A 21895-nucleotide genomic window follows, 5' to 3' on the forward strand; every position below is an offset into this window, starting at 1 on the left:
TTTCCCACGGTAATAACTGCTTTGAGTTACGGGCGTTCTGAGTAGTTCAGTGTAGGCCCGTTCTGCCTCGCAAACCCTATAGCCCGGTCAACATCGCGTCGGCCGGGGCATCGGCGCGATCCTGGGCGGTCAGTTGGAAGTAGATGAAGCCCACGGCCATGAAGCCAAGGAAGATCAGCCCGATCAGCGTATTGAACCAGGCCATCGCCACCAGGCACACCACGGCCAGTAACAGCGCGATGCCCGGCACGATGGGGTAGCCGGGGGCGCGAAAGGTGCGTTCCAGCAGGGGTTCGGTTTTGCGCAGTTTGAACAGGCTGAGCATGCTCATGATGTACATGACGATGGCGCCGAACACCGCCATGGTGATCATCGCGGCGGTCAAGGTCATGCCGCCCAGGTTGATCAGGCCGTCGCTGTAGATGGCCGCAATGCCGACCACGCCGCCGGCGATGATGGCGCGGTGGGGTGTCTGGAACCGCGACAGCTTGGCCAGGAAGGAAGGCAGGTAACCGGCCCGGGCCAGGGCGAAGAACTGGCGCGAGTAGCCGAGAATGATGCCGTGGAAACTCGCCACCAGGCCGAACAAGCCGATCCATACCAGCATGTGCAACCAGCCGGAGCTTTCGCCCACCACAGTTTTCATCGCCTGGGGCAGCGGGTCGTTGATGTTTGACAAAGTGCGCCAGTCGCCCACACCGCCCGCGAAGAACATCACGCCCATGGCCAGGATTACCAAGGTGAGGATGCCGCTGATGTAGGCTTTCGGAATGGTGCGCTTTGGATCTTTCGCTTCTTCGGCGGCCATGGCCGCGCCTTCGATGGCGAGGAAGAACCAGATGGCAAAAGGGATCGCGGCGAACATGCCGGCAATCGCCGGGGCGCCGAAGGTGTCGGAGCCGGCCCAGCCGTTCAGGGCGAAGTTGCTGAAGCTGAACGCCGGGGCGACGACGCCCATGAACACCAGCAGTTCGGCGACGGCGAGTACGCAGACCACCAGTTCGAAGGTGGCGGCGAGTTTCACGCCGAGGATGTTCAGGCCCATGAACACGATATAGGCGCCCACGGCGGCGTGTTTGGGGTCCAGTGCCGGAAACTGCACATTGAGGTAGGCGCCGATGGCCAGGGCGATGGCGGGCGGCGCGAAGACAAATTCGATCAGGGTTGCCAGGCCAGCAATCAAGCCGCCTTTTTCGCCGAAGGCGCGGCGACTGTAGGCAAAGGGGCCGCCAGCGTGGGGAATCGCGGTGGTCAGTTCAGTGAAGCTGAAGATAAAGCAGGTGTACATCGCAGCGACCATCAACGAGGTCACCAGAAAGCCCAGTGTGCCGGCTACGCCCCAGCCATAACTCCAGCCGAAGTATTCGCCGGAAATCACCAGTCCGACGGCGATGCCCCATAGATGCAGGGTGCCCAAGGTGGGTTTGAGTTGTGTGTTCATTGTGAGGAGTTCCCTGAACGGTTGGAATGATTCAGGGTGTTGCAGTGGCTATGCCAGGCTACGCAAACCTGTCGCAAAGGGGCGCCTATGTCGCCTGCGAGACGGTTTAGCGTTTGAATGCGGCCTGGCGCGCACCAGATAAGGGCGGTATTGCCTGGACTGCCGCCATCGCGGGCAAGCCCGGCTCCCACAGTGGACCGCGTCGGGCCTGAAAAACGCGATCAAAAGGTGGGAGTGGGCTTGCCCGCGATGAGGCCCTCTCAGTCACCGCCAATTCCCCTGTAAACCCCGCATAAAGCCACTCTTTACGCCATCTTTACGCCCCGCGCCCCGCCTCGCTCTCGTTCCTTTACACCCCTCCTGCGGACAATTGCCCCACACGCGGCACTCGCCGTTAAACGGAGAAACTTCCATGAGCGTTCTGGACGGGGTGTCACTGCTATTGGCCGTGGCGCTGTTCATTTATCTGCTGGTTGCGCTGTTACGCGCGGATCGGAACTAGGAGCGGGCTATGCACAGTTATGACTATTGGCTGATCATCGCCTTCTTCGCCGTGGTACTGGTGCCGGCACCGTTTCTGGGGCGGTTCTATTACAAGGTGATGGAAGGCCAGCGCACGTGGCTGACGCCAGTGCTGGGGCCAGTCGAGAAAGCCTGTTATCGCCTGTCGGGTGTGGACGACCAACAAGAGCAAAGCTGGCAGAAGTACATGCTGGCCTTGCTCGCGTTCAACCTTGCGGGCTTCGTGCTGCTGTTCGCGATCCTGTTGTTTCAGGACTATCTCCCACTCAATCCGCAGAAATTGCCGGGCCAGGAATGGACGCTGGCATTCAACACAGCGGTCAGTTTCATGACCAATACCAACTGGCAGAACTACAGCGGCGAAGCCTCCCTGAGCTACCTCAGTCAGATGGTCGGTCTCACCGTGCAGAACTTCGTCAGTGCCGCCACCGGCCTGGCAGTCCTGGTCGCGCTTTGCCGTGGGATCGGTCGCAAATCCACCGCGACCCTGGGGAATTTCTGGGTCGACATGACCCGCGCCACTCTCTACGGCTTGCTGCCGTTATGCCTGGTGCTGGCGCTGTTTCTGGTATGGCAGGGTGTGCCGCAGACGTTCGCCCATTATGTTGATGCCGTGACCATGCAAGGTGTTGATCAAGTCATCCCGCTGGGCCCGGCAGCCAGTCAGATTGCGATCAAGCAACTGGGCACCAATGGCGGCGGCTTCTTTGGGGTAAACTCGGCGCATCCGTTTGAAGACCCGACGGCGTGGGCCAACCTCTTCGAAGTGGCGTCGATCATTCTCATCCCGGTCGCCCTGGTGTTCACCTTCGGTCATTACGTTAAAGACCTGCGTCAGAGCCGCGCGATTCTGGCGTGCATGCTGGCCTTGTTCCTGATTGGCGGCGCGACGTCGCTGTGGTCCGAGTACCAGCCCAACCCGACCCTGAACAACCCGGCCGTGGAGCAGACCGCGCCGTTGGAAGGCAAGGAGACGCGCTTCGGCACTACGGGCACCGTGCTGTGGTCGGTGACCACCACTGCGGCGTCCAACGGTTCGGTCAACGGCATGCAGGACAGCCTCAACCCGCTGAGTGGCATGGTGGCGCTGGTCAACATGATGGTCGGCGAAGTGATCTTCGGCGGCGTCGGCGCCGGTATGTACGGCATGCTGCTCAACGTGTTGATCGCGGTGTTCCTCGCCGGCCTGATGATCGGCCGTACTCCGGAATACCTGGGCAAGAAGCTTCAGGCCAAGGAAGTGCAATTGCTCGTGGTAACCCTGTTGGTGATGCCGGTGGGTGTGCTCGTGCTGGGTGCCATCGCCGCCAGCCTGCCAGGCCCGGCCGGTGCCATCAGCAACCCTGGTCCCCACGGCTTCAGCCAGTTGCTTTACGCCTACACCTCGGCCAGTGCCAACAACGGTTCGGCGTTCGGCGGTTTCAGCGGCAACACTGCATTTCACAACTTGATGCTCGGGCTGGGCATGTTGATCGGCCGTTTCGGCTACATCCTGCCGGTACTGGCCCTGGCCGGTAGCCTGGCGATGAAGAAGACCGCGCCGATTGGCCAGAACAGTTTCCCGACCCATGGCCCGTTGTTCGTGACGCTGTTGACCGTGACCATTTTGCTGGTGGGTGGCCTGACGTTTCTGCCGACACTGGCGCTTGGCCCGATTGCTGAACACCTGAGCATGGGCTTCTAAGGGGATATGAGAATGAACATGTCTGTAAAAAATGCTGCCCCAGCGCGCACTCAGGAGCCCGCCAAAACCGCGATCTCTGCGTTGTGGCGCCCGGCGCTGGTCCAGGCGTTCGTCAAGCTGGACCCACGTCAACTGCAACGCTCTCCGGTCATGTTGGTGGTCGAGCTGACCGCCATTCTTACCACTGTGCTGTGCTTTGTGCCCGATACCAGCGTGCCGACCTTCGTGGCCGTGCAAATTGCTGTATGGCTGTGGTTCACCGTGCTGTTCGCCAATTTCGCTGAAGCCTTGGCTGAAGGCCGTGGCAAGGCCCGCGCCGACAGCCTCAAGGCTGGCAGTGAAGGGTTGAGCGCACGCCGCAAGGAGGCCGACGGCAGCTTCAAGGTGGTGCCGGCCACCGGCCTGCGCAAAGGTGATGTGGTGCGCGTCGAGGCAGGCGAAATGATTCCTGGCGACGGCGAGGTGATCGAAGGTATCGCCGCAGTCAACGAAGCGGCGATCACTGGCGAGTCCGCCCCGGTGATCCGCGAGTCCGGCGGCGACCGCTCGGCCGTCACCGGCAACACCCGCCTGGTGTCGGACTGGCTGCTGATCCGCATCACCGCCAACCCCGGCGAGTCGACCCTGGACCGCATGATCGCGCTGGTGGAAGGCGCCAAACGCCAGAAAACCCCCAACGAAGTTGCACTGGATATCCTGCTGATCGGCCTCACCCTGATCTTCCTGCTGGTGGTGGTCACCCTGCAGCCGTTCGCTCACTTCGCCAATGGCAGCCTGCCCCTGGTGTTCCTCGTCGCACTGCTGGTGACGCTGATTCCCACAACCATTGGCGGCTTGCTCTCGGCCATCGGCATTGCCGGCATGGACCGTCTGGTGCGGTTGAACGTGATCGCCAAGTCCGGTCGCGCGGTGGAAGCGGCAGGGGATGTGCACGTGTTGCTGCTGGACAAGACCGGCACCATCACCTTCGGTAACCGTCGTTGCACCGCCGTGGTTGCGGCGCCCGGTGTCAGTGGTCGGGAAGTGGCTGAAGGCGCGTTGTTCGCCTCCCTGGCCGATGACACGGCGGAAGGCAAATCCATCGTCGAATACCTGCGCGCCTTGCACCCCCAGGCCGAGCCGACGCTTGACCAACTGACCGCCGTACCCTTCAGCGCCGAAACCCGCTTATCCGGTGTCGACTACCAGGGCCGCGTCTTTCGCAAGGGCGCGGTGGATTCGCTGCTGGCGTTTATCGGCCAGCAACGCAGCGACCTGTTACCTGCGCTGTCGCGGGAAATCGACAAGATCGCGCAGAGTGGCGGCACGCCGTTGCTGGTGTGCGCCGATGGCAAGTTACTCGGTGCGATCCATCTCAAAGACGTGGTCAAGCCCGGTATCCGCGAGCGTTTCGCCGAGCTGCGCACCTTGGGCATTCGTACCGTGATGGTCACCGGCGACAACCCGCTGACCGCCGCCGCGATTGCCGCTGAAGCCGGCGTGGATGATGTACTGGCTGAAGCCACGCCTGAGAAGAAACTGGCGCGTATCCGCCATGAACAGAACGACGGCCGTCTGGTCGCCATGTGCGGCGACGGCGCCAACGACGCCCCGGCACTGGCCCAGGCCGACGTCGGCATGGCGATGAACGACGGTACCCAGGCTGCGCGGGAAGCCGCGAACATGGTCGACCTCGACAGCGATCCGACCAAGCTGCTGGACGTGGTGCAGATCGGCAAGGAGTTGCTGGTGACCCGGGGCGCGCTGACCACGTTTTCCATCGCCAACGATGTGGCCAAGTACTTCGCGATCCTGCCGGCGCTGTTTGCCTCGATCTACCCGCAACTGGGCGTGCTCAATGTCATGCACTTGCAGAGCCCGCAGAGCGCGATCCTGTCGGCCATCGTGTTCAACGCGCTGATCATCGTGGTGCTGATTCCCCTGGCCCTGCGCGGGGTGCGTGTGCAGGCCGCGAGTGCCGCGGCACTGTTGCGACGCAACCTGCTGATCTACGGGCTGGGCGGACTGTTGGTGCCGTTCGTGGGTATCAAGGCCATCGACATGCTTCTGACCGCGCTGCACTTGGTGTAACCCTGCGGTTGATCGTTCCCACGCTCCGCGTGGGAATGCCGCCCCGGACGCTCCGCGTCCCGCGCATCACTGAACTGAGGAGTCTGAAATGTCCAACATCATCCGTCCAGCCCTGAGCCTGCTGGTACTCATGACCCTGATCACCGGCGTGGCCTACCCGCTGGTAGTCACCGGCGTGGCGCAAGTGGCCTTTCCCGACCAAGCCAATGGCAGCCTGGTGCGCGACGCCAGCGGCAAAGTGCGCGGCTCCAGCCTGATCGCCCAGGACTTTACCGGCGACAGCTGGTTTCACCCGCGCCCGTCAGCCGGTGCTTTTGCCACCGTGTCCAGCGGTGCCAGTAACCTGGGGCCCAGCAATCCGGCCTTGGCGACACGCATATTCGAGGATGCCAGCAAGCAGTCAGTGCCTGGCCAGGGCCCGGTGCCACTGGCCTCGCTGACGACCTCCGGCAGCGGGCTTGATCCACACTTGCCACCCGAGGCAATTGCCTATCAACTGGCGCGAGTCGCAGCAGCACGAAATGTGCCGGTGTCGACCTTGCAGCGGCTGTTGGATGAACACATCGAAAGCCCGTTGGTAGGCCCGCCCGTAGTCAACGTGCTGGCCCTGAACATGGCCCTGGAAAAACTCTGAACCCTGTAGGAGCGAGCTTGCTCGCGAAGGTCGTTAAACGATGACGCGGGCATCCAGAGTCAGCGTGGCGCTCTGGGGTTTTTCGCGAGCAAGCTCGCTCCTGCATCGATATTTTTGAAGGACCACAACATGAGCGACTCCGGCCGCGCCGATGCCCTGCTAGCCGATCTGCCCCGCAACGGCCGTGGCCGGCTCAAAGTTTTCCTTGGCGCCGCGCCCGGCGTGGGCAAGACCTATGCCATGCTCCAGGCGGCCCATACTCAACTGCGCCAGGGCGTGGCTCTGATCGCCGGGGTGGTCGAGACCCATGGTCGCGCCGAGACCGAAGCCTTGCTCAGCGGTTTGCCGCAACAACCGCTGTTGCGCAGCGAATACCGTGGCGTAATGCTTGAAGAAATGGACCTCGATGGCCTGCTCGCGGCCCGGCCCAAGCTGGTGCTGGTCGACGAACTGGCCCATAGCAATGCCCCCGGCAGCCGCCATGAAAAGCGCTGGCAGGACATCCAGGAGCTGCTGGCGGCCGGCATCAACGTGTTCACCACCGTCAACGTCCAGCACCTGGAAAGTCTCAACGACCAGGTGCGTGGCATCACCGGCGTACAAGTGCGTGAAACCCTGCCGGATTGGGTGCTGCAGGAGGCCGACGAACTGCTGCTGATCGACTTGCCGTCCCGAGAATTGCTCGAGCGCCTGCGCGACGGCAAGGTGTATGTGCCGGAACAGGCGCGCGCGGCCATCGATGCGTTTTTCACCCAGACCAACCTGATGGCCCTGCGCGAGCTGGCCATGCAGACTGCTGCCGCCCACGTCGACGACGATCTGGCCCAGGGTTACCGCCAGCTCGGCCAAGCGGCGCCGGCGGTGCGTGGCCGTCTGCTGGTGGGGGTCGATGGTGACGCACACGCCGAACGCCTGGTGCGCCATGCCAGCCGGGTCGCGCAGCGGCGGCATTTGCCCTGGAGCCTGGTGCATGTCGACAACGGCCGCGCGCGGGATGAGCAGTCACGGCTGCGCCTGCAAAATGCCCAGCAACTGGCTGAACGCTTGGGTGGTGAGGTGGTGCTGCTGCGGGCCGGCGAGGTGGCCAGGACGTTGATCCAGCACGCCGCCGAGCGCCGCGCCAGTCTGGTGCTGGTGGGGCAGTCGCGCATGCGCTGGCGCCGACGGCTGTTCGGCGGCGGCCTCGCCGCACGCTTGCTGCGCAATGCGCGGGGCCTGGAAATCAACGTGCTCGACAGCGACGATATCCCTGCAGCGCCGCGCTTGCCGGATGTGCGTGGGCTGCGCTGGTTCGATTATGCCCTGGCCGTGGTGGCCACCCTGGTTGCGGCCGGCCTGGCGTGGGGCGTGTCCAGCCTCTTGCCGTTGCCGAATATCTCGCTGGTGTTTCTCGCCGCGGTGCTGCTGGTGGCGGTGCGCAGCAGCCTGGGCCCTTCGTTGGTGTGCGCGGCGTTGTCGTTCATGACCTACGACTTTCTGTTTATCCCGCCGAACTTCTCCTTCGCGATCCAGCGTGAAGAGGATGTCCTCACGCTGTTGTTCTTCCTGTTGATGGCGGCGCTGACCGGCAACCTGGCCGCACGCCAGCGTCGGCAATTACAGGCGCTGCGCGATACCCAGGAAGAAACCAGCGAGCTGCTCGACCTGTCACGCAAGCTCACTGCCGCCACGGATCGCCAGGCGGTTGTCAGTGCGGCGGCTCACCACCTGCAAGGCTGGAATGACCTGGATCTGTGCCTGGTCAATCGCGACGGCCAGGGCGGTTGGACGATCGAGACCGGCGGCCCGCTGACCCTCACTGAAGCCGAACGTGCTGCCGCCGACTGGGCCTGGCAACACGACCAGCCGGCAGGCAGGGGCACCGGCACCTTGCCGTTCGGACGCTGGTGGTGGTGGCCGTTGTCGGGTGAAGAGGGCCCGCTGGGCTTGCTGGGCGTCAGCGCGAAAGCCGGCATGGAGCTGAGTGGACAGCGCCGTCGCCTGCTCACCGCCCTGAGCCAGCCGTTGGCCCAGGCGCTGGCGCGTGCGCAGTTGGCGCAGGAGTTGGAGTCCGCGCGTTTGCACGGTGAAACCGAACAACTGCGCAGCGCCTTGCTCGCCTCCGTCTCCCATGATTTGCGCACGCCGCTGACCTCCATGCGCGGCAGTATCGACAGCCTGCTGGCGCTGGGCGAGGCGATCCCTTTGGAGGACCGTCGCGAATTGCTCGAAGGTACCCGTGATGAAGCCGAGCGCCTGGACCGCTATATCCAGAACCTGCTGGACATGACCCGTCTAGGCCATGGCGCCCTGAAGCTGGCGCGCGATTGGGTGTCGCCCGGCGATATCGTCGGCAGCGCCCTTGGCCGATTGCGCGCCGTGCTGGCGCCGTTGCAGGTGAACACCGATGTGCCGCCGGACCTGCCGTTGCTCTATGTGCATGCGGCGTTGATCGAGCAGGCGCTGGTCAACGTCATGGAAAACGCCGCGCGTTTTTCGCCGCCCCAGGGCCGCTTGCAGTTGAGCGCCGGCGTGTCGGACGGCCAGGTGTTTTTCGCCGTAGCCGATGAGGGGCCGGGGATTCCGCAGGACGAACGCGCAAAAATCTTCGATATGTTCTACACCGCTGCGCGCGGTGATCGCGGCGGGCAGGGCACCGGCCTGGGGTTGGCGATCTGCCAGGGCATGGTCGGCGCGCACGGTGGGCACATCAGCGTGGCCGACGGTATTGAAGGGCGGGGCACCTGTATTACCTTGTTCCTGCCATTGCCGACACAACCTGCCCTGGAGCAAAACCTGTAGGAGCGAGCTTGCTCGCGAAGGTCGTTAACGATAAAGATGGCTTGCTGAATGTACGCGGCACCTAGACGTTTTTCGCGAGCAAGCTCGCTCCTGCATGGGTTGGTTTTTTAATTGATTTTAACTGAGACACCATGAGCCAGACCGCGACGATTCTAGTCATTGATGACGAACCGCAGATCCGCAAATTCCTGCGCATCAGCCTGGCCTCCCAAGGCTATAAGGTGATCGAAGCCGGTACCGGCAACGAGGGCCTGGCTCAAGCAGCCCTGAGCAAACCGGATTTGCTCGTGCTGGACCTGGGCTTGCCCGATATGGACGGCCAGCAGGTGCTGCGCGAGTTCCGCGAGTGGTCGACGGTGCCGGTACTGGTGCTTTCGGTGCGGGCCAGCGAAGCGCAGAAGGTCGAAGCCCTTGACGGTGGCGCCAATGACTACGTGACCAAACCGTTCGGCATTCAGGAGTTTCTCGCCCGCGTGCGCGCATTGTTGCGCCAGGCTCCGACGGGGGAAGCTCAGGAGGCTGCGTTGAGTTTCGGCCCGCTGACCGTGGACCTGGCCTACCGCCGCGTGCTGCTTGACGGCGCCGAAGTGGCACTGACCCGCAAGGAGTACGCGGTGCTGGCGCAACTGGCGCGGCATCCGGGGCGGGTGATTACCCAACAGCAATTGCTCAAGGATATCTGGGGGCCGACCCACACCGAAGACAGTCACTACCTGCGCATTGTGGTGGGCCATTTGCGCCAGAAGCTGGCGGATGACCCGGCGCAGCCGAGGTTTATCCTGACTGAGGCGGGTGTGGGGTATCGGTTGCTGGGGGCTTGAGTTTACCGCTGTCTGGACCGGCCTCATCGGGGGCAATCCCCCTCCCACACTTTGAATGTATTCACAAATCTAAATGTGGGAGGGGGCTTGCCCCCGATGAGGCCCGCTCAGACACCCGCAATTTCAGGTCTGCTCACTCTCATACCGATCCAAGGTATCACTGGCAATTTCCCGGCCCAATGCGATCAACTCCGGCGCCTTGTAGAACTCGAAAAACCGGCAGACCCGCTTTGGCACGTTGATCAGCACATCCGGCGGGTAACCGGCGATCTTGTACTGTGCCAATGACGTCTGCATCACTTCGAAACTCTGGTTGATCAGGTCCAGCAGTGAGGCCGGCCCGACATTGTCGATGATGAACGAGCCCGTGGCCGACTTCGGCGCGCCGGGCTTTTCCGGTGCGGCGGCGGGTTGCTGGGATTCGGGTTCAGCCGACTCCAGCCACGGGTTGATCTCGGCAGCCTGGGCCTGCAAGGCTTCCTGCTCGAGCTTCATCAACTGCTCGGCCTGTTTACGACGAAACGGCAGGTGCGAGCCCAATGATTTGGCCAGGCTGTTGAAGCGGCTTTTGAACGCCGGCGGGCGCTGGATCACCGGCAGATGATAGTGCTTCTGGTTGGTGGCGTTGAGGTTGACCGCAATGATCAAGTCGCAATGGCTCGATACCACCGGCACGATGGGCAACGGGTTGAGCAAACCACCGTCCACCAGCATGCGATTGCCCTGCATCACCGGCGTGAACAGGCTGGGGATCGCTGCCGAGGCGCGCATGGCCTGGTGCAGGCAACCTTCCTGGAACCAGATTTCCTGTTGGTTGGTGAGGTCGGTGGCCACGGCGGTGTAGGGGATGCGCAGGTCTTCGATATTGATTTCGCCGACGATCTTGCGGATCTGCCCGAACACCTTTTCACCGCGAATCGCGCCCAGGCGAAAGCTCACATCCACCAGGCGCAATACGTCGAGGTAATCCAGGCTTTCGATCCAGTTTCGGTACGCGTCCAGCTTGCCGGCGGCATAGATCCCGCCGACCACGGCGCCCATCGAGCAGCCGGCAATACAAGCGATGTCGTAGCCGCGTCGTTCGATTTCTTCGATCACGCCGATATGGGCGTAGCCCCTGGCCCCGCCGGAGCCCAGCACCAAGGCAACACGTTTCTTCATGACCCGATCCTTCGCAATACAGGTGCCCACAATGCACCCATCCAGGGGGCGGCTTCAATCCTCGGTGAGCCCTGATAATATTTTTCCAGAATCGCCACGAGGCTCGGGTATGCTCTGGCAATAGGTACTACCGATTTCAGGCTAGGGACAAGGCACTTTTTCCTGTAGGCATCGTCTACAGGCTACGACAGATTTTGTATATTTTGAGGTGTCATCAATGAAAGCCTGGATGTGTGTACCTGTGCTCCTGTTGGCCTTGGCGGGCTGTGCCGGGAAAACCGCGTATCGCGACAGCTGTGGGTCGCAGTTGGATGCTGCCTGGAAAGAGCTGGACCTGGCCAAGGCCGAGGGCTTCGCCGGCACCGTCAGCTATTCCAAGGCGTTGTCGCTGTTGACGGGGGCCAAGACCCAGCAACAATTCGAAGCGTTCGAGGGCTGTTCCAACAAGGCCGAGAAGGCGCGCTTCTATATCCGTGAGTCACGCGCCGGGCGTTGATCTAGGCACGAACACGAATAGGGCTTTTCATCGCAAAGGGAGGGCAGGATGTCATCGCTGGTCAATCAGTTAGTCGCTCAGGTCATTGGCCTGGAGGTAGGGTTACTGAGCTGCCAGGCTCGTCTTGCCTCGCTCACCGACGGTGAAGCCCTGCATGATCTGCGCACCACGGTGCGGCGGCTGCGCAGCCTGTTGCGCCCCTTGCGCGGGTTACCCGGTGTCGAACAGCTTGAATCCGCCGCCCGCACGGTCGGCCAACTGACCACGCCATTGCGTGATCGTGAAGTGCTGGCGGCTTACTTGCACCAGCATGGGCATCATGAGGCGGCCGAGCGACGTTTGCGCTTGCAACCTGAGGCCTATCGCCAGGTTGCGCAAAGCCCGGAGCTGGCCCACCTGCTGCAAATCCTCGATGCGTTTCCACGGTTTATCCGTGCCTCCCAACACCAGAAATTGCTCAAGGACCTGCGCTCGCGCATCCAGAAGCGCCTGGCCAAGCAATGGAAAACCCTTGAGCACGAGCTCAAAGATCCCGAGCATGATCGCCATCGTTTGCGCTTGCTGATCAAACGCGTGCGCTACGCAGCCGAAGCCTATCCCGAGTTGGACAAGCTGCCGGTCCGCGCCATGGCCGCTTTGAAAAAAGCACAGGGCGTCCTGGGTGATTGGCATGACTGCTGGCAATGGCTGCTCCAGGCCGAGCACCAGGCTGACCTGCAACCGTGCATTGCGACCTGGCGTGCTGCCATGGTCAAGGCCGAGGCACGGGCGGATCGAGTGCTGGCCAAACTAAGCGCCGGTTGTTTCTGAACCGGTCCGGCTTTTGGCCGGAATAGGCGCTGTACCTGGCGGGGCGGATGGTTAAGATCCCCTCATCGTTTGCTTGATGTGAGGTCGCCATGCGCTTTAGTGATTTGCTCGACGCTGCTCGCAGCCACCCGTTGGATGTCACCATTCCCGCCGAATGGGCCCAGGGCCGCGCCACTTTTGGTGGTTTGGTCGCCGCCTTGCAGTACCAGGCCTTGCGGGCGCAAGTACCGGCAGACCGACCGCTGCGCTCACTGGCGATCACCTTCGTGGGCCCGGTGGCGCCGGATCTGCCGGCCAGTTATGAAGTTGAAGTATTGCGCGAGGGCAAGGCCGTCAGCCAATTGCTGGGCCGTGTGGTGCAGAACGGCGAAGTGGCGACCCTGGTCCAGGCCAGTTTCGGTGCGTCCCGCGAGTCGCAAATCGATGTGGCGAGCGAGCCGCCACCGGTGTTCAAACATTGGGATGAGTGCCAGGAGCTGCCCTATATCAGCGGCGTCACGCCGGAATTCATGCGACACCTGGCCATGCGCTGGAGCGTCGGCGGCCTGCCGTTTACCGGCAATAAATCCCGTGAAATGGGCGGTTGGGTGCGTTTGCGTGGGGATGTGAAGGAAGAGCCACTGACCGAGGCGCATATCCTCGCACTGGTCGATGCCTGGCCCCCGGCGTTGCTCCCGCACCTCAAGAAACCGGCGCCGGGCAGCACCCTGACCTGGACCATCGAGTTCATCCAGCCACTGCAGAACCTGACTACACTCGACTGGTGCCAATATCACGTCAACATCGAACACGCCCGCGACGGCTACGGCCATGCCGCCGCCGCGCTCTGGAGCCCGACCGGCGAATTGATCGCCCTCAGCCGCCAGACCGTGGTGGTCTTCGCCTGACGCTCAACGCGGGTGGCGCTGGCGCCAGGCCCGCCACCAGCTACCGCTGATCACAAAGCGCGGGAACGTCACGAACTGCTCGACCACCAGGCGTTGCACCGCGTCCTTACGGTCGCTGAACGGCTCACTGGCCTGGGCTTCCAGGCTATGGCCGTGACGCTGCAACGCCAGGCCCGCCAGGACCCCGATCACGCCGATGGCGACACTGACCATGCTCAGGCTGAACACACCGGAGACGATCAACAGGAAGCCGATGATGAACAGCGGCACGGCAATCAGGTGCAAGGCCAGGTTGGCCGGGTGCTGATGGTTTTGTGGGTAATGACGCCATTGCCAGGCGGGGAGATTGGGATGACGTTTGCCCATGATGGTGAGTCCTCTGTCCGTTGAAACAACTTGGGGGAAGTTTAGGCGGGGGAGGGTGGGGCGGCGAATTGGGGTTGGCTATGGGGGTTATAGAGGGGTCGTTATGGTGTACATCTTTCAAGCCCAAATGACACAGTCATGATCATCCATATGGACTAGAAACGTAAGTTCTCTATCCGTTATCCAGAATGGGTATCCAGAGGTCTCACCTAAAATAGATGTGATATTTTGCGCATCGTCAACTTCCCAGCCTCTGTACCTTGAATCAAACACTAAAAAAATCAGATTTAACCTCTGCCCCTCTATTTGTGCCTTTTTGTACGCGCCATTCGGTCGGAAATGACTTCCCATATTGGTCCTTGCCCCATTTGGATACGCTGTACTCATCCTTGGGTATGCCTGCTCTGCGAAAGGCCTCATCCACACCTCTACGCATTTGCTCGTAATTACTACCGTTTTTTTGCGCCAGTCCAGATCGACATCAGAGTTGAACTTCCAAGTCCATCCATTTTGGGACTGCGGACAATCTGTGGGTACACAAGTTAACCCTAATGGATTCACCCAACCCGTAGGATTGGGCACGTACTGGTACCCATTGATCCCACCCGCCAGCTCACCGGATCCGGCGTCAGGTAACGGCCAATATCCGGATGGTAGTAGCGATGCCGGTTGTAGTGCAGGCCGCTTTCCTGGTCGTAGTAGTGGCCTTGGAAACGTAGCGGGTTGTCGATTTTGCCGACGTCGAGGCGGCTGATTTCGCCGTAGGCGCGGTAGTGGGCGGACCAGATGATGTCGCCTTCGGGACTGGTGAGATCTCGGGCGGCGGCAGCAGGCGTATCCAGGCCACCATTGCTGACAAGTAGATAAACAGCAGCGGCTCGTTACTGAGCACCAGAAAACCCTGGGCGAGCGTGTCCTTGCCCAGTTTCAGTAGTTCATCGAGTTCGGCCTGGGAAAGGTACTGCAGCAACCCAGTGCCGAGCCGCTGAAAAAGCTTTCAGCCCAGGCGTCGAACGTGTTCAGGCAATTGCGCAAATCCTGGAGGACGCGTTCAACATCCGGCGCTTCGGGGTCCATGGGTGCCAGGACGAAGCTGGCCAGCGCCGGAATCAAAACACAGCCCCGATAACCGGGACCGTAACGAAAAGAACCATCTGCAATCCCTCGCACTGAATGATCAGGCGAGGGACTTTGCAGAGGTTCCCAGGTAAAAGAAGTCGGCGTTATTCGCGGGGACGGCGAGGGGTTTCGTTTTAATCTCAGGTCGGCTGCGACATGGTTGTAGGAGTCGGATTACGGGCTGAACGGTCCTACAGCTTCAACTGCCCAATCGCCTTACTCAATTCCCCCGCCAACGTCGCCAGTTCATTACTGGTGGTCGCCGAATCCACAGTCTGCTGCACGGTATTCTCGGTCACATCACGAATACTCACCACGGCGCGGTTCATCTCTTCGGCGACATGGCTCTGCTGTTCGGCGGCCACCGCAATCTGGGTGTTGCTCTCACGCATCTGCGCGACGGCGCCGGTGATTTCGGCGAGTGCGGCGCCGGCTTCCTGGGCCTGTTGCACGCAGTCATCGGCCTTGAGCGAGCTTTCCTGCATGAAGTCCACCGCGTCGCGGGTACCGGCTTGCAGCGCCGAGACCATGCGGGTGATTTCGTCGGTGGAGCTCTGCACGCGCTTGGCCAGGTTGCGCACTTCGTCGGCGACCACCGCAAAGCCACGGCCCATTTCGCCGGCGCGGGCAGCTTCGATGGCGGCGTTGAGGGCGAGCAAATTGGTCTGTTCGGCGATGCTGTGGATCACCCCGACCACGCCGTTGATTTTCTGGCTGTCTTCGGCGAGTTTCTGGATCATCTCAGCGGTCTGCTGCACACCGGTGGACAGTCCGGCAATCGAACGTTGCACACGTGTGACCACTTCCTGGCCGCTGCCGGCTAGGGTGTCGGCGGTTTGCGAGAGGTCGCGGGTGGCCCCGGCGTGCTGGGCAATATGGTGAACGGTGGCGGTCATCTCGTTGATCGCCGTGGCGGCTTGGTCGGTCTCGCTTTGCTGGCCGAGCATGCCGTGCTGCACCTCGTTCATGCTGCTGGCCAGGCGTGCGGCGCCCTCGTCCAATTGCCTGGCGGTACGGGCCACGGTGTTGACCACGCGTTGGTAGCCGGCTTGCATGGCGTTGAAGGCATTGGCCATCTGCCCGACTTCATCCTTGCAGGCCAGCGGCACCCGGGCGGACAGGTCGCCGGTCTTCTCTACATGGAGCATCACGTCCTTGAGGGTGTTGAGCTGGCTGAGCAGGAAGCGGATCAGCAGTTGTGAGGCGCCGAGCATCGCCAGCATCAGGATCGCCACCGCCACCGCATAATTGACGAAGCGTTCGCCGAACACCTGGCGCAGGCTTGGCGCGTAGGCGAGTACGGCGACCTGTTGTCCGTCGGCGCGGCGGATGACCTCTGCGCCCAGCAGCGGGTCTACGCCGAACAAGGGCAGGTGACTGAGCTCGACCCAGCCGCTGGCACCTTGCAATGCGGACAGGTCCTGGCCTGGCCGTTGTGGCGCCTGGTCGCGGGTGAAGGTCAGCCAGTTCTCGCCAATGGGCAGTGTCTTGTCGGCCGGCCAGGTGTTGAGCAACTGCGCCTGGGCGTGGGCCGAAACCCGAGCCGCCTGGCTGCGAGCCTGTTGTTCGAGCTGGACGGCATACAGCACCAGCAGCAAAGTGGTGATGAAAGCCACCGCGTTGACGGCCCAGAATTTGTACTTCAGTGAGATATTGCTAAGCCAGGCACCCATGGAGGTTTTCTCTGATAGCGGAAACAGCATTGGCAAGGTGCCATTATTGTGCCGCTACTCAGGAAAGGGTTTTTGACATGGGTCAATGCGCCGCATCACTCCACGGCCGGCAGTCCAAAAAAAGCACGGGCACAGGCGGTACTGTGCAGCGCCAGGTCTTCCAGGGTTTCATTGCGATGCAGGGCAACTTCGCGCAGCACTTCGGTCAGGAACGCGGGCTCATTGCGGCCGTTTTTCGGTTTGGGGCGCAACGTACGTGGCAGCAGGTAGGGCGCATCACTTTCCAGCATCAGACGGCCACGGGGAATTTCCCTGACCAATGGGTGCAGATGCGTTCCACGGCGCTCGTCGCAGATCCAGCCGGTGATACCAATGTGCAGGTCAAGGTCGAGGTAACTGAACAGAGCCTCTTGTTCGCCGGTGAAGCAATGCACCACGGCGGCGGGCAGGTGGTCACGGTAGTCCTTGAGGATCTCCAGCAGGCGCTGGTCGGCGTCGCGTTCGTGAAGGAACACCGGCAGTTTCAGTTCGACGGCCAGGGCCAGGTGTTCCTCGAGGACTTTTTCCTGCTGCGGACGCGGCGAAAAGTCGCGGTTGAAATCCAGTCCGCACTCGCCGACGGCACGCACGCGCGTTTCGTTGAGCAGGCCACGCAAGCGCTGGGCGCTGTCGCTGTTCCAGGTACTGGCGGAGTGGGGGTGGATGCCGGCGGTACTGAACAGGCGTTGCGCGCTTTCATCGAGGTTTACGCACAGCTCCAGGGCTTGCTCGCTGCCTTCGGTACTGGTACCGGTGAGGACCAATTGTTGCACGCCGGCGGCGTAGGCACGCTCGAGAACGGCCGAGTGCCTCTCGTCGAAACTGGGGTTGGTCAGGTTGACGCCGATATCAATGAGTTGCATGGTGCTACCTCCGCCTGCGGCCGGAAAGCATATCAGAGCTGTAGATTTATAAGAAAAACGAAGAACTACAACGCGTTATAGCTGTCTTTGAACGTCGCCAGCGACATTGTGCCGGGCCCGTTGCCTCTCACCGTGTCGCCGTTGCACGCTTTGCCAGCGCATAAAGCGCTCTGTTTCTGACGCCCAACACCTCGTTTTGATGAAGGCGTTGGCCAGTATTCTTTCCGGAGAGCGGATGATCCGACCCTCGGCGTTGCTTATGATGTGCGTGACGTTACTGCTGCCCCTGACGGCGGTCGCGCGTCTGGAAGGGCCGCTCGAAGTAACCAAGCCCGGCAAGGTGCGTGACCTGGCAGAGATTCGCTCCAGTCGCACCCTGCGTGTATTGGTCAACCAGAGCCGTAACAGCTCAGGTGAAGTGCAGGGCCAGTCTATCGGTGTCGAATACCATCGCTTGCGTGCTTTCGAACAATACCTCAATGGCCGGGCCCGCGATGGGCAGGCAATCAACCTCAAGATCATCCCAAGGGCCAAGGACCAGTTGCTCGGCGCGCTGGCCCGTGGCGAAGGCGACCTGGTGGCCCCCGGCGAATTGCTGGACATGAAGGCCGCGCACAGGATCAGCACCAGTGACCCTATCGCCAGCGACGTGCCGTTGTGGCTGGTCGGCGTCAAGGGTGAGCGACGGTTTACCAAACTGGAACAGTTGTCGGGCCGCACCCTGGCGTTGACCACCGGCAGTGCGGCGGCGGATGCGATCAGCCAGGTCAACCAGAAACTGGCCCTGCACAAGCGCCCGCCGATCAAGGTGGAATGGGTCGACCCGAGTCTGGCGGTGGAGGACGTGCTGGAGATGGTGCAGGCCGGGATCTTTCACCTGACCATCGTTGAAAAACCGATTGCCGAGCGCTGGTCGAAAATCCTGCCCAGGTTGCGCTTTGACAAGCAGGTGGTCATCAGCGAGCCGGGCGACGAGTACTGGTTTGTGCGCCAGGATGCTTCAATGCTGCGGGCAAGCATCGATCGTTTCCTCAAGACCTACCACACGCCTTCCGATCAGGATGTGGCGTTCCAGCGTATCTATCGACGTCTCTACCAGGTGCGTAACCCGTTGGCCCGCGCCGATCGTCAACGCCTGGAGAAACTGCGCCCGGTCCTGCAAAAGCATGCGCGCGAGCAAGGCATGGACTGGTTGAACCTGGCCGCGCTGGCATTCAAGGAGTCTGCGCTGGACCCTGGCGCACGCAACAGCGGTGGGCCTACAGGTTTGATGCAGATCACGCCCTCGGCGGCGCAGCGCGTAGGCGTGAACAATATCGAGAATCTGGACAGTAATGTGCAGGCAGGCGCGCGCTACCTGGCCATGATCCGTCGCAAGTTCTTTGCCAGCCCCAGGCTCAACGAGCGTGAACGCATGGCCTTTGTGCTGGCCGCGTATAACATGGGGCCGGAGCGGGTGCAGGGGATGCGCACCGAAGCCCGGCGTCGGGGGCTCAACCCCAATCAGTGGTTCTTCCAGGTTGAGCGCATTGCCATGGAGCAGGTAGGGATGGGCGGCGTCAGCTATGTTAATAGCGTCAACAAATACTATCTGGCGTTCGACCGGGAGCGGGAGTCCCTGGAGCCGTCGACGCCGAACGTTGCGTCGCGTAAATAATCGAATTTGTCGATGGTGATAATGCAGTTTTTTGGCTTTTATCATTGTTTAAACTGATTAATATAGCGGCCAACCAACCCCTATCTGAAAAAGGATTTACCTCGTGAGCCCATTGATTACCCGTGTCCTGTCCACTCGCGCAGGTTATGGCCTGACTGTTCTGCGCATCTTCGTCGGTATCATCTTCGCTGCCCACGGCTCGCAAAAACTTTTCGGCTGGTTCGGCGGTGGTGGTCTGGCCGGCACTGCCCAATGGATGGAAAGCATCGGCCTGGCGCCGGGCACCCTGATGGCCGTGTTGTCCGGCGGCACCGAGTTCTTTGCCGGCCTGGCGCTGATCATCGGCCTGCTCGCGCGTCCTGCGGCACTGGGCCTGACCTTCCTGTCGCTGGTGGCGATCTTTTCCGTGCACATTCATAACGGGCTGTTCATGGCCAACAATGGCTATGAGTTCGCCCTGGCCCTGCTTGGCGGCTCGCTGGCGGTACTGTACGAAGGTGCCGGCAAACTCTCGGCCGATCGCGCCATCACCCACTGATCGTTTCGCAAGGTAGGAGGCCCGCCACGTGCGGGCCTTTTTCGTTGCTCGGGATTCTTGACACTGCCCCGCCAGCTTCTCTAGGATGCTGCTCATGCGCCGATTTAAACAGCTAATTGCGGGGCGCCACTGGACTCGATGCAGTCCGACAGAACCATGCACTCATCAGCAGGCACGGGTCGAAATACCGCTAAAGCGCTGGTTCGGTGTTGCCTCTCACCTGCCCGCAGACTTTTGAGGCAGAGACACGACACGATGAATGCACTACGCCCTCTGATACGCCTGGCCCCGATCACTGCGGACCTGACCCTGCGCAATCCGAAAATTCTCTTGGGCGGCAAACACCAGCCGACACTGCTGCGCTACCTGGATGGCTGGCCACGTCGCACCGGGCGGCCTTCGGCGTTCCTGATCCAGTTCGTGGAAGACGGCGACTCCCTGACGCGTTTCGCCAGTAACAGCTTTGACCTCGCTGTGATCCAGGCACCGAGTGCGGGTAATGCCGAAGAGGTCATCCGCCAACTGACCCGTATTGCCCGGCAAGGTTTGATTGCCCGTCGCTGATTCTCGCCGCCAAGTGATCAGTTGAAGGCCGCCGGCGACCATCGGCGTCGACGCAGGCAGCGATACCGGACCCAGGCGATCAGGCACAGAATCAGGGGTACCGTCGCGATCATCAGCAGCTTAATGTTGCGTTCGAAGCGATTTAACGGCGCATACGCCTCAACCTTGAGGGCATGCAGTTCCATGGGCAGGCGCAGGCGCTCTTTGTTAAGCGCTTGCAATTGGGTATTGGTGTCCACAACCTGGGTGCCCAGGCCTGTAGCCTTTGGATTCAACCGTAGCCACGCTTGTTCGGTACGCTCAAGGCGACGCTCCAGTTCTGCTGCCTTTTCCCGATAGGCCTGCGCGGCAGCTTCGCGCATGGGCTCGAGAGTGCTGAACGAACGCAACGTGATGTGCGGGCGAATATTGGCAAGTGATGCGGGAGCTGCCAGGTTGTCCAGCGTATTGAGTACGAACTGCACGTTATTGTTGGCCGTTGTCTGACTGACGGCGTCGGCGAGTAGATCGGTATCGGCAACCACCACGACCTCGATCCGGGCAGCCTTTTGCAAGCCTGGCGGCTGTCCCCTGAGGCCGTCAGGAAATGCCGAATAAGCCGGCCCCTCGAGACGTGCGGCGATCACATGGCGCTGGCCGGAAGTGGAGGCTTCGTCAATCAGCGCGTCGAACTGCGTTTCTGAAGCGAAACGCCCGGCGTCCAGCAGCGCAGACTGCCAAGAGCTTTGCAGCAGCGGGGTGAGTGTCGTCCGGCTTTTTCGGGTGCGCAAGAGCGCGCCACTGCTTGATACGCTCAGACTGTTGAGTTTCCAGGTGCTGATATCGTGCGCATTCATTGCTTGTCGTGGCAGTTTCAACCTGGCTGGGTGCAATACGGTGGGCATGCCCGGGCCGCGTGAGGCCGAAGAGGCGTAAAGGCTGTCAACCAGCAGCTTGTTCGCGGGCATGCGTATTCCCCATGCGGTCAACAGACCATCCAGCTTGGAATCTACCGATAGGGCTTCCGACCCCATTTCGCTTACCGGGTCGATGAAGATCATCAGCTTGCCACCGCTCAAGACAAACTGCTCTATGGCGTAAAGCGCTTGTTCGGCCAGGGCCCTTGGTTGCACGACCATCAAGCTGCCTATCGATGCAGGCACCTGGGTGATGTTCGATGCCAGTTCCACCAGGTTGAAATGTCCGCGCATCTGCTCCATCAGTTGCTCGGCGGACTCATTCAACGGTAACCCGGACAACAGGCCGACGCTGGGCCGTTGAGTGTGCATCAGCCGATAGATCAGTTGGCTGATTTGATACTCAAGCAGCGGTTCGTCTACGGGATTGAACGCATCAATGCGTTGCATACTTTGGCCGGCACGCGTGCCTATAAGGCCAAGAAATCCTTGTGTGTCATCCAGGCCGAACAAGCTGGCTTTGTAGGCGTCTTCGGAAAAAGGGACCGGGTCGATAATGTGCAGATTGACCATGCCGTTGGCGGCTGCTTCGAATTCCTGGAGCAAATCCTCTATGCGCTGGCCGAAGCGTTTCACGATTCGGCTTTTCTTCGGTGATGTGAGCGAATTGAAGTAATACAGGTCCAGTGGGCTTTCAAGCGTCCTGAGCAGTTGCTGCGTCGAGGGTGATAACGTATAAATTTTCTGTTGTGAAAAGTCCCAGCGGATATCGGGTAGTTTGTTTATCCAGACCAGATTGAATGCCAGGAACAGTAATGATATGACAATCAATGTCATACCCATACGGAGAGCGGATCGCATCAGCGACTTTCC

19 protein-coding genes and 1 pseudogene are annotated in these 21895 nt (G+C 61.2%); 12 read left to right on the forward strand and 8 right to left on the reverse strand.

Annotated elements, in window-relative coordinates; genetic code table 11:
* Nucleotides 1-76: 76 nt before the first annotated feature.
* The gene (gene eat / locus BOP93_RS08190) at nucleotides 77-1441 is read right to left on the reverse strand and encodes an ethanolamine permease (RefSeq protein WP_104502213.1); all 1365 of its coding nucleotides are present in this window, start codon (nucleotides 1439-1441) and stop codon (nucleotides 77-79) included.
* Between the two features lie 412 nt (nucleotides 1442-1853).
* Between eat and kdpF the strand changes: the two genes are divergently transcribed.
* The 6 genes from kdpF to BOP93_RS08220 all read left to right on the forward strand — a co-directional run bounded on the left by kdpF (nucleotide 1854) and on the right by BOP93_RS08220 (nucleotide 9953).
* Complete coding sequence (gene kdpF / locus BOP93_RS08195; protein ID WP_003218754.1) at nucleotides 1854-1943, forward strand: K(+)-transporting ATPase subunit F; 90 nt, start codon at nucleotides 1854-1856, stop codon at nucleotides 1941-1943.
* Between the two features lie 9 nt (nucleotides 1944-1952).
* Nucleotides 1953-3647 (forward strand): potassium-transporting ATPase subunit KdpA, encoded by a 1695-nt coding sequence (kdpA, locus tag BOP93_RS08200; RefSeq protein ID WP_104502214.1) that lies wholly within the window; start codon nucleotides 1953-1955, stop codon nucleotides 3645-3647.
* 6 nt (nucleotides 3648-3653) lie between these two features.
* Nucleotides 3654-5717 carry a potassium-transporting ATPase subunit KdpB gene (gene kdpB, locus BOP93_RS08205; RefSeq protein WP_237140402.1) on the forward strand — a complete coding sequence of 688 codons (2064 nt, stop codon included), beginning with the start codon at nucleotides 3654-3656 and terminating at the stop codon, nucleotides 5715-5717.
* 88 nt (nucleotides 5718-5805) lie between these two features.
* Nucleotides 5806-6351, forward strand: a complete 546-nt coding sequence (kdpC, locus tag BOP93_RS08210) for a potassium-transporting ATPase subunit KdpC (RefSeq protein ID WP_104502216.1) — start codon at nucleotides 5806-5808, stop codon at nucleotides 6349-6351.
* A 129-nt stretch (nucleotides 6352-6480) separates the two neighbouring features.
* Nucleotides 6481-9132, forward strand: coding sequence for a sensor histidine kinase (locus BOP93_RS08215; protein ID WP_104502217.1), 2652 nt, complete (start codon nucleotides 6481-6483; stop codon nucleotides 9130-9132).
* A gap of 131 nt (nucleotides 9133-9263) precedes the next feature.
* Nucleotides 9264-9953, forward strand: a complete 690-nt coding sequence (locus BOP93_RS08220) for a response regulator (RefSeq protein ID WP_104502218.1) — start codon at nucleotides 9264-9266, stop codon at nucleotides 9951-9953.
* A gap of 123 nt (nucleotides 9954-10076) precedes the next feature.
* Here BOP93_RS08220 and BOP93_RS08225 read toward each other — a convergent pair whose 3' ends face one another.
* Entirely contained in the window at nucleotides 10077-11114 is a 1038-nt protein-coding gene (locus BOP93_RS08225; protein ID WP_104502219.1) for a patatin-like phospholipase family protein, read from the reverse strand.
* Between the two features lie 217 nt (nucleotides 11115-11331).
* On the opposite strand from BOP93_RS08225, the gene BOP93_RS08230 reads away from it, so the two are divergent.
* From BOP93_RS08230 to BOP93_RS08240, 3 genes are all read left to right on the forward strand, one after another.
* Entirely contained in the window at nucleotides 11332-11610 is a 279-nt protein-coding gene (locus tag BOP93_RS08230) for a hypothetical protein (protein WP_104502220.1), read from the forward strand.
* A gap of 48 nt (nucleotides 11611-11658) precedes the next feature.
* Nucleotides 11659-12420, forward strand: a complete 762-nt coding sequence (locus BOP93_RS08235) for a CHAD domain-containing protein (RefSeq protein ID WP_104502221.1) — start codon at nucleotides 11659-11661, stop codon at nucleotides 12418-12420.
* An 89-nt stretch (nucleotides 12421-12509) separates the two neighbouring features.
* Nucleotides 12510-13307 (forward strand): acyl-CoA thioesterase, encoded by a 798-nt coding sequence (locus BOP93_RS08240; RefSeq protein WP_104502222.1) that lies wholly within the window; start codon nucleotides 12510-12512, stop codon nucleotides 13305-13307.
* A gap of 3 nt (nucleotides 13308-13310) precedes the next feature.
* Here the strand turns inward: BOP93_RS08240 and BOP93_RS08245 are convergent, their stop codons facing one another.
* The 5 genes and pseudogenes from BOP93_RS08245 to BOP93_RS08265 all read right to left on the reverse strand — a co-directional run bounded on the left by BOP93_RS08245 (nucleotide 13311) and on the right by BOP93_RS08265 (nucleotide 17367).
* Nucleotides 13311-13673 (reverse strand): terminase, encoded by a 363-nt coding sequence (locus BOP93_RS08245; RefSeq protein WP_104502223.1) that lies wholly within the window; start codon nucleotides 13671-13673, stop codon nucleotides 13311-13313.
* 265 nt (nucleotides 13674-13938) lie between these two features.
* Nucleotides 13939-14109: a polymorphic toxin type 47 domain-containing protein gene (locus tag BOP93_RS27210; protein ID WP_106427356.1), complete on the reverse strand. Its 171-nt coding sequence runs from the start codon at nucleotides 14107-14109 to the stop codon at nucleotides 13939-13941.
* Nucleotides 14110-14192: 83 nt separating this feature from the next.
* Nucleotides 14193-14491: pseudogene (locus BOP93_RS08250) on the reverse strand (RHS repeat-associated core domain-containing protein); the annotation flags it as partial.
* A gap of 492 nt (nucleotides 14492-14983) precedes the next feature.
* Complete coding sequence (locus tag BOP93_RS08260) at nucleotides 14984-16465, reverse strand: methyl-accepting chemotaxis protein (RefSeq protein WP_104502225.1); 1482 nt, start codon at nucleotides 16463-16465, stop codon at nucleotides 14984-14986.
* A 95-nt stretch (nucleotides 16466-16560) separates the two neighbouring features.
* Entirely contained in the window at nucleotides 16561-17367 is an 807-nt protein-coding gene (locus BOP93_RS08265) for a TatD family hydrolase (protein WP_104502226.1), read from the reverse strand.
* Between the two features lie 235 nt (nucleotides 17368-17602).
* On the opposite strand from BOP93_RS08265, the gene BOP93_RS08270 reads away from it, so the two are divergent.
* The 3 genes from BOP93_RS08270 to BOP93_RS08280 all read left to right on the forward strand — a co-directional run bounded on the left by BOP93_RS08270 (nucleotide 17603) and on the right by BOP93_RS08280 (nucleotide 20126).
* Nucleotides 17603-19024 (forward strand): transglycosylase SLT domain-containing protein, encoded by a 1422-nt coding sequence (locus tag BOP93_RS08270; RefSeq protein ID WP_104502227.1) that lies wholly within the window; start codon nucleotides 17603-17605, stop codon nucleotides 19022-19024.
* A gap of 103 nt (nucleotides 19025-19127) precedes the next feature.
* On the forward strand, nucleotides 19128-19562 hold the full coding sequence (locus tag BOP93_RS08275) for a DoxX family protein (protein WP_104502228.1): 435 nt from the start codon (nucleotides 19128-19130) through the stop codon (nucleotides 19560-19562).
* A 255-nt stretch (nucleotides 19563-19817) separates the two neighbouring features.
* On the forward strand, nucleotides 19818-20126 hold the full coding sequence (locus BOP93_RS08280) for a hypothetical protein (protein ID WP_104502229.1): 309 nt from the start codon (nucleotides 19818-19820) through the stop codon (nucleotides 20124-20126).
* 17 nt (nucleotides 20127-20143) lie between these two features.
* On the opposite strand, the gene BOP93_RS08285 is transcribed toward BOP93_RS08280, so the two are convergent.
* Nucleotides 20144-21883, reverse strand: a complete 1740-nt coding sequence (locus tag BOP93_RS08285; protein ID WP_104502230.1) for a Gldg family protein — start codon at nucleotides 21881-21883, stop codon at nucleotides 20144-20146.
* Between the last annotated feature and the right edge of the window lie 12 nt (nucleotides 21884-21895).

The organism is Pseudomonas orientalis, assembly GCF_002934065.1.
Taxonomy (GTDB): Bacteria; Pseudomonadota; Gammaproteobacteria; order Pseudomonadales; family Pseudomonadaceae; genus Aquipseudomonas; species Aquipseudomonas orientalis_A.

What these genes read in the sequence shown, in the direction of transcription:
- BOP93_RS08265 (WP_104502226.1), bottom strand. Translation starts at nt 17,367, where the DNA reads ATGCAACTCATTGATATCGGCGTCAACCTGACCAACCCCAGTTTCGAC.
- kdpF (WP_003218754.1), top strand. Translation starts at nt 1,854, where the DNA reads ATGAGCGTTCTGGACGGGGTGTCACTGCTATTGGCCGTGGCGCTGTTC.
- BOP93_RS08230 (WP_104502220.1), top strand. Translation starts at nt 11,332, where the DNA reads ATGAAAGCCTGGATGTGTGTACCTGTGCTCCTGTTGGCCTTGGCGGGC.
- BOP93_RS08215 (WP_104502217.1), top strand. Translation starts at nt 6,481, where the DNA reads ATGAGCGACTCCGGCCGCGCCGATGCCCTGCTAGCCGATCTGCCCCGC.
- BOP93_RS08285 (WP_104502230.1), bottom strand. Translation starts at nt 21,883, where the DNA reads ATGCGATCCGCTCTCCGTATGGGTATGACATTGATTGTCATATCATTA.
- BOP93_RS08235 (WP_104502221.1), top strand. Translation starts at nt 11,659, where the DNA reads ATGTCATCGCTGGTCAATCAGTTAGTCGCTCAGGTCATTGGCCTGGAG.
- BOP93_RS08225 (WP_104502219.1), bottom strand. Translation starts at nt 11,114, where the DNA reads ATGAAGAAACGTGTTGCCTTGGTGCTGGGCTCCGGCGGGGCCAGGGGC.
- BOP93_RS08245 (WP_104502223.1), bottom strand. Translation starts at nt 13,673, where the DNA reads ATGGGCAAACGTCATCCCAATCTCCCCGCCTGGCAATGGCGTCATTAC.
- kdpC (WP_104502216.1), top strand. Translation starts at nt 5,806, where the DNA reads ATGTCCAACATCATCCGTCCAGCCCTGAGCCTGCTGGTACTCATGACC.
- BOP93_RS08270 (WP_104502227.1), top strand. Translation starts at nt 17,603, where the DNA reads ATGATCCGACCCTCGGCGTTGCTTATGATGTGCGTGACGTTACTGCTG.
- kdpB (WP_237140402.1), top strand. Translation starts at nt 3,654, where the DNA reads ATGAGAATGAACATGTCTGTAAAAAATGCTGCCCCAGCGCGCACTCAG.
- BOP93_RS08280 (WP_104502229.1), top strand. Translation starts at nt 19,818, where the DNA reads ATGAATGCACTACGCCCTCTGATACGCCTGGCCCCGATCACTGCGGAC.
- BOP93_RS08220 (WP_104502218.1), top strand. Translation starts at nt 9,264, where the DNA reads ATGAGCCAGACCGCGACGATTCTAGTCATTGATGACGAACCGCAGATC.
- BOP93_RS08260 (WP_104502225.1), bottom strand. Translation starts at nt 16,465, where the DNA reads ATGGGTGCCTGGCTTAGCAATATCTCACTGAAGTACAAATTCTGGGCC.
- BOP93_RS27210 (WP_106427356.1), bottom strand. Translation starts at nt 14,109, where the DNA reads ATGCGTAGAGGTGTGGATGAGGCCTTTCGCAGAGCAGGCATACCCAAG.
- eat (WP_104502213.1), bottom strand. Translation starts at nt 1,441, where the DNA reads ATGAACACACAACTCAAACCCACCTTGGGCACCCTGCATCTATGGGGC.
- kdpA (WP_104502214.1), top strand. Translation starts at nt 1,953, where the DNA reads ATGCACAGTTATGACTATTGGCTGATCATCGCCTTCTTCGCCGTGGTA.
- BOP93_RS08240 (WP_104502222.1), top strand. Translation starts at nt 12,510, where the DNA reads ATGCGCTTTAGTGATTTGCTCGACGCTGCTCGCAGCCACCCGTTGGAT.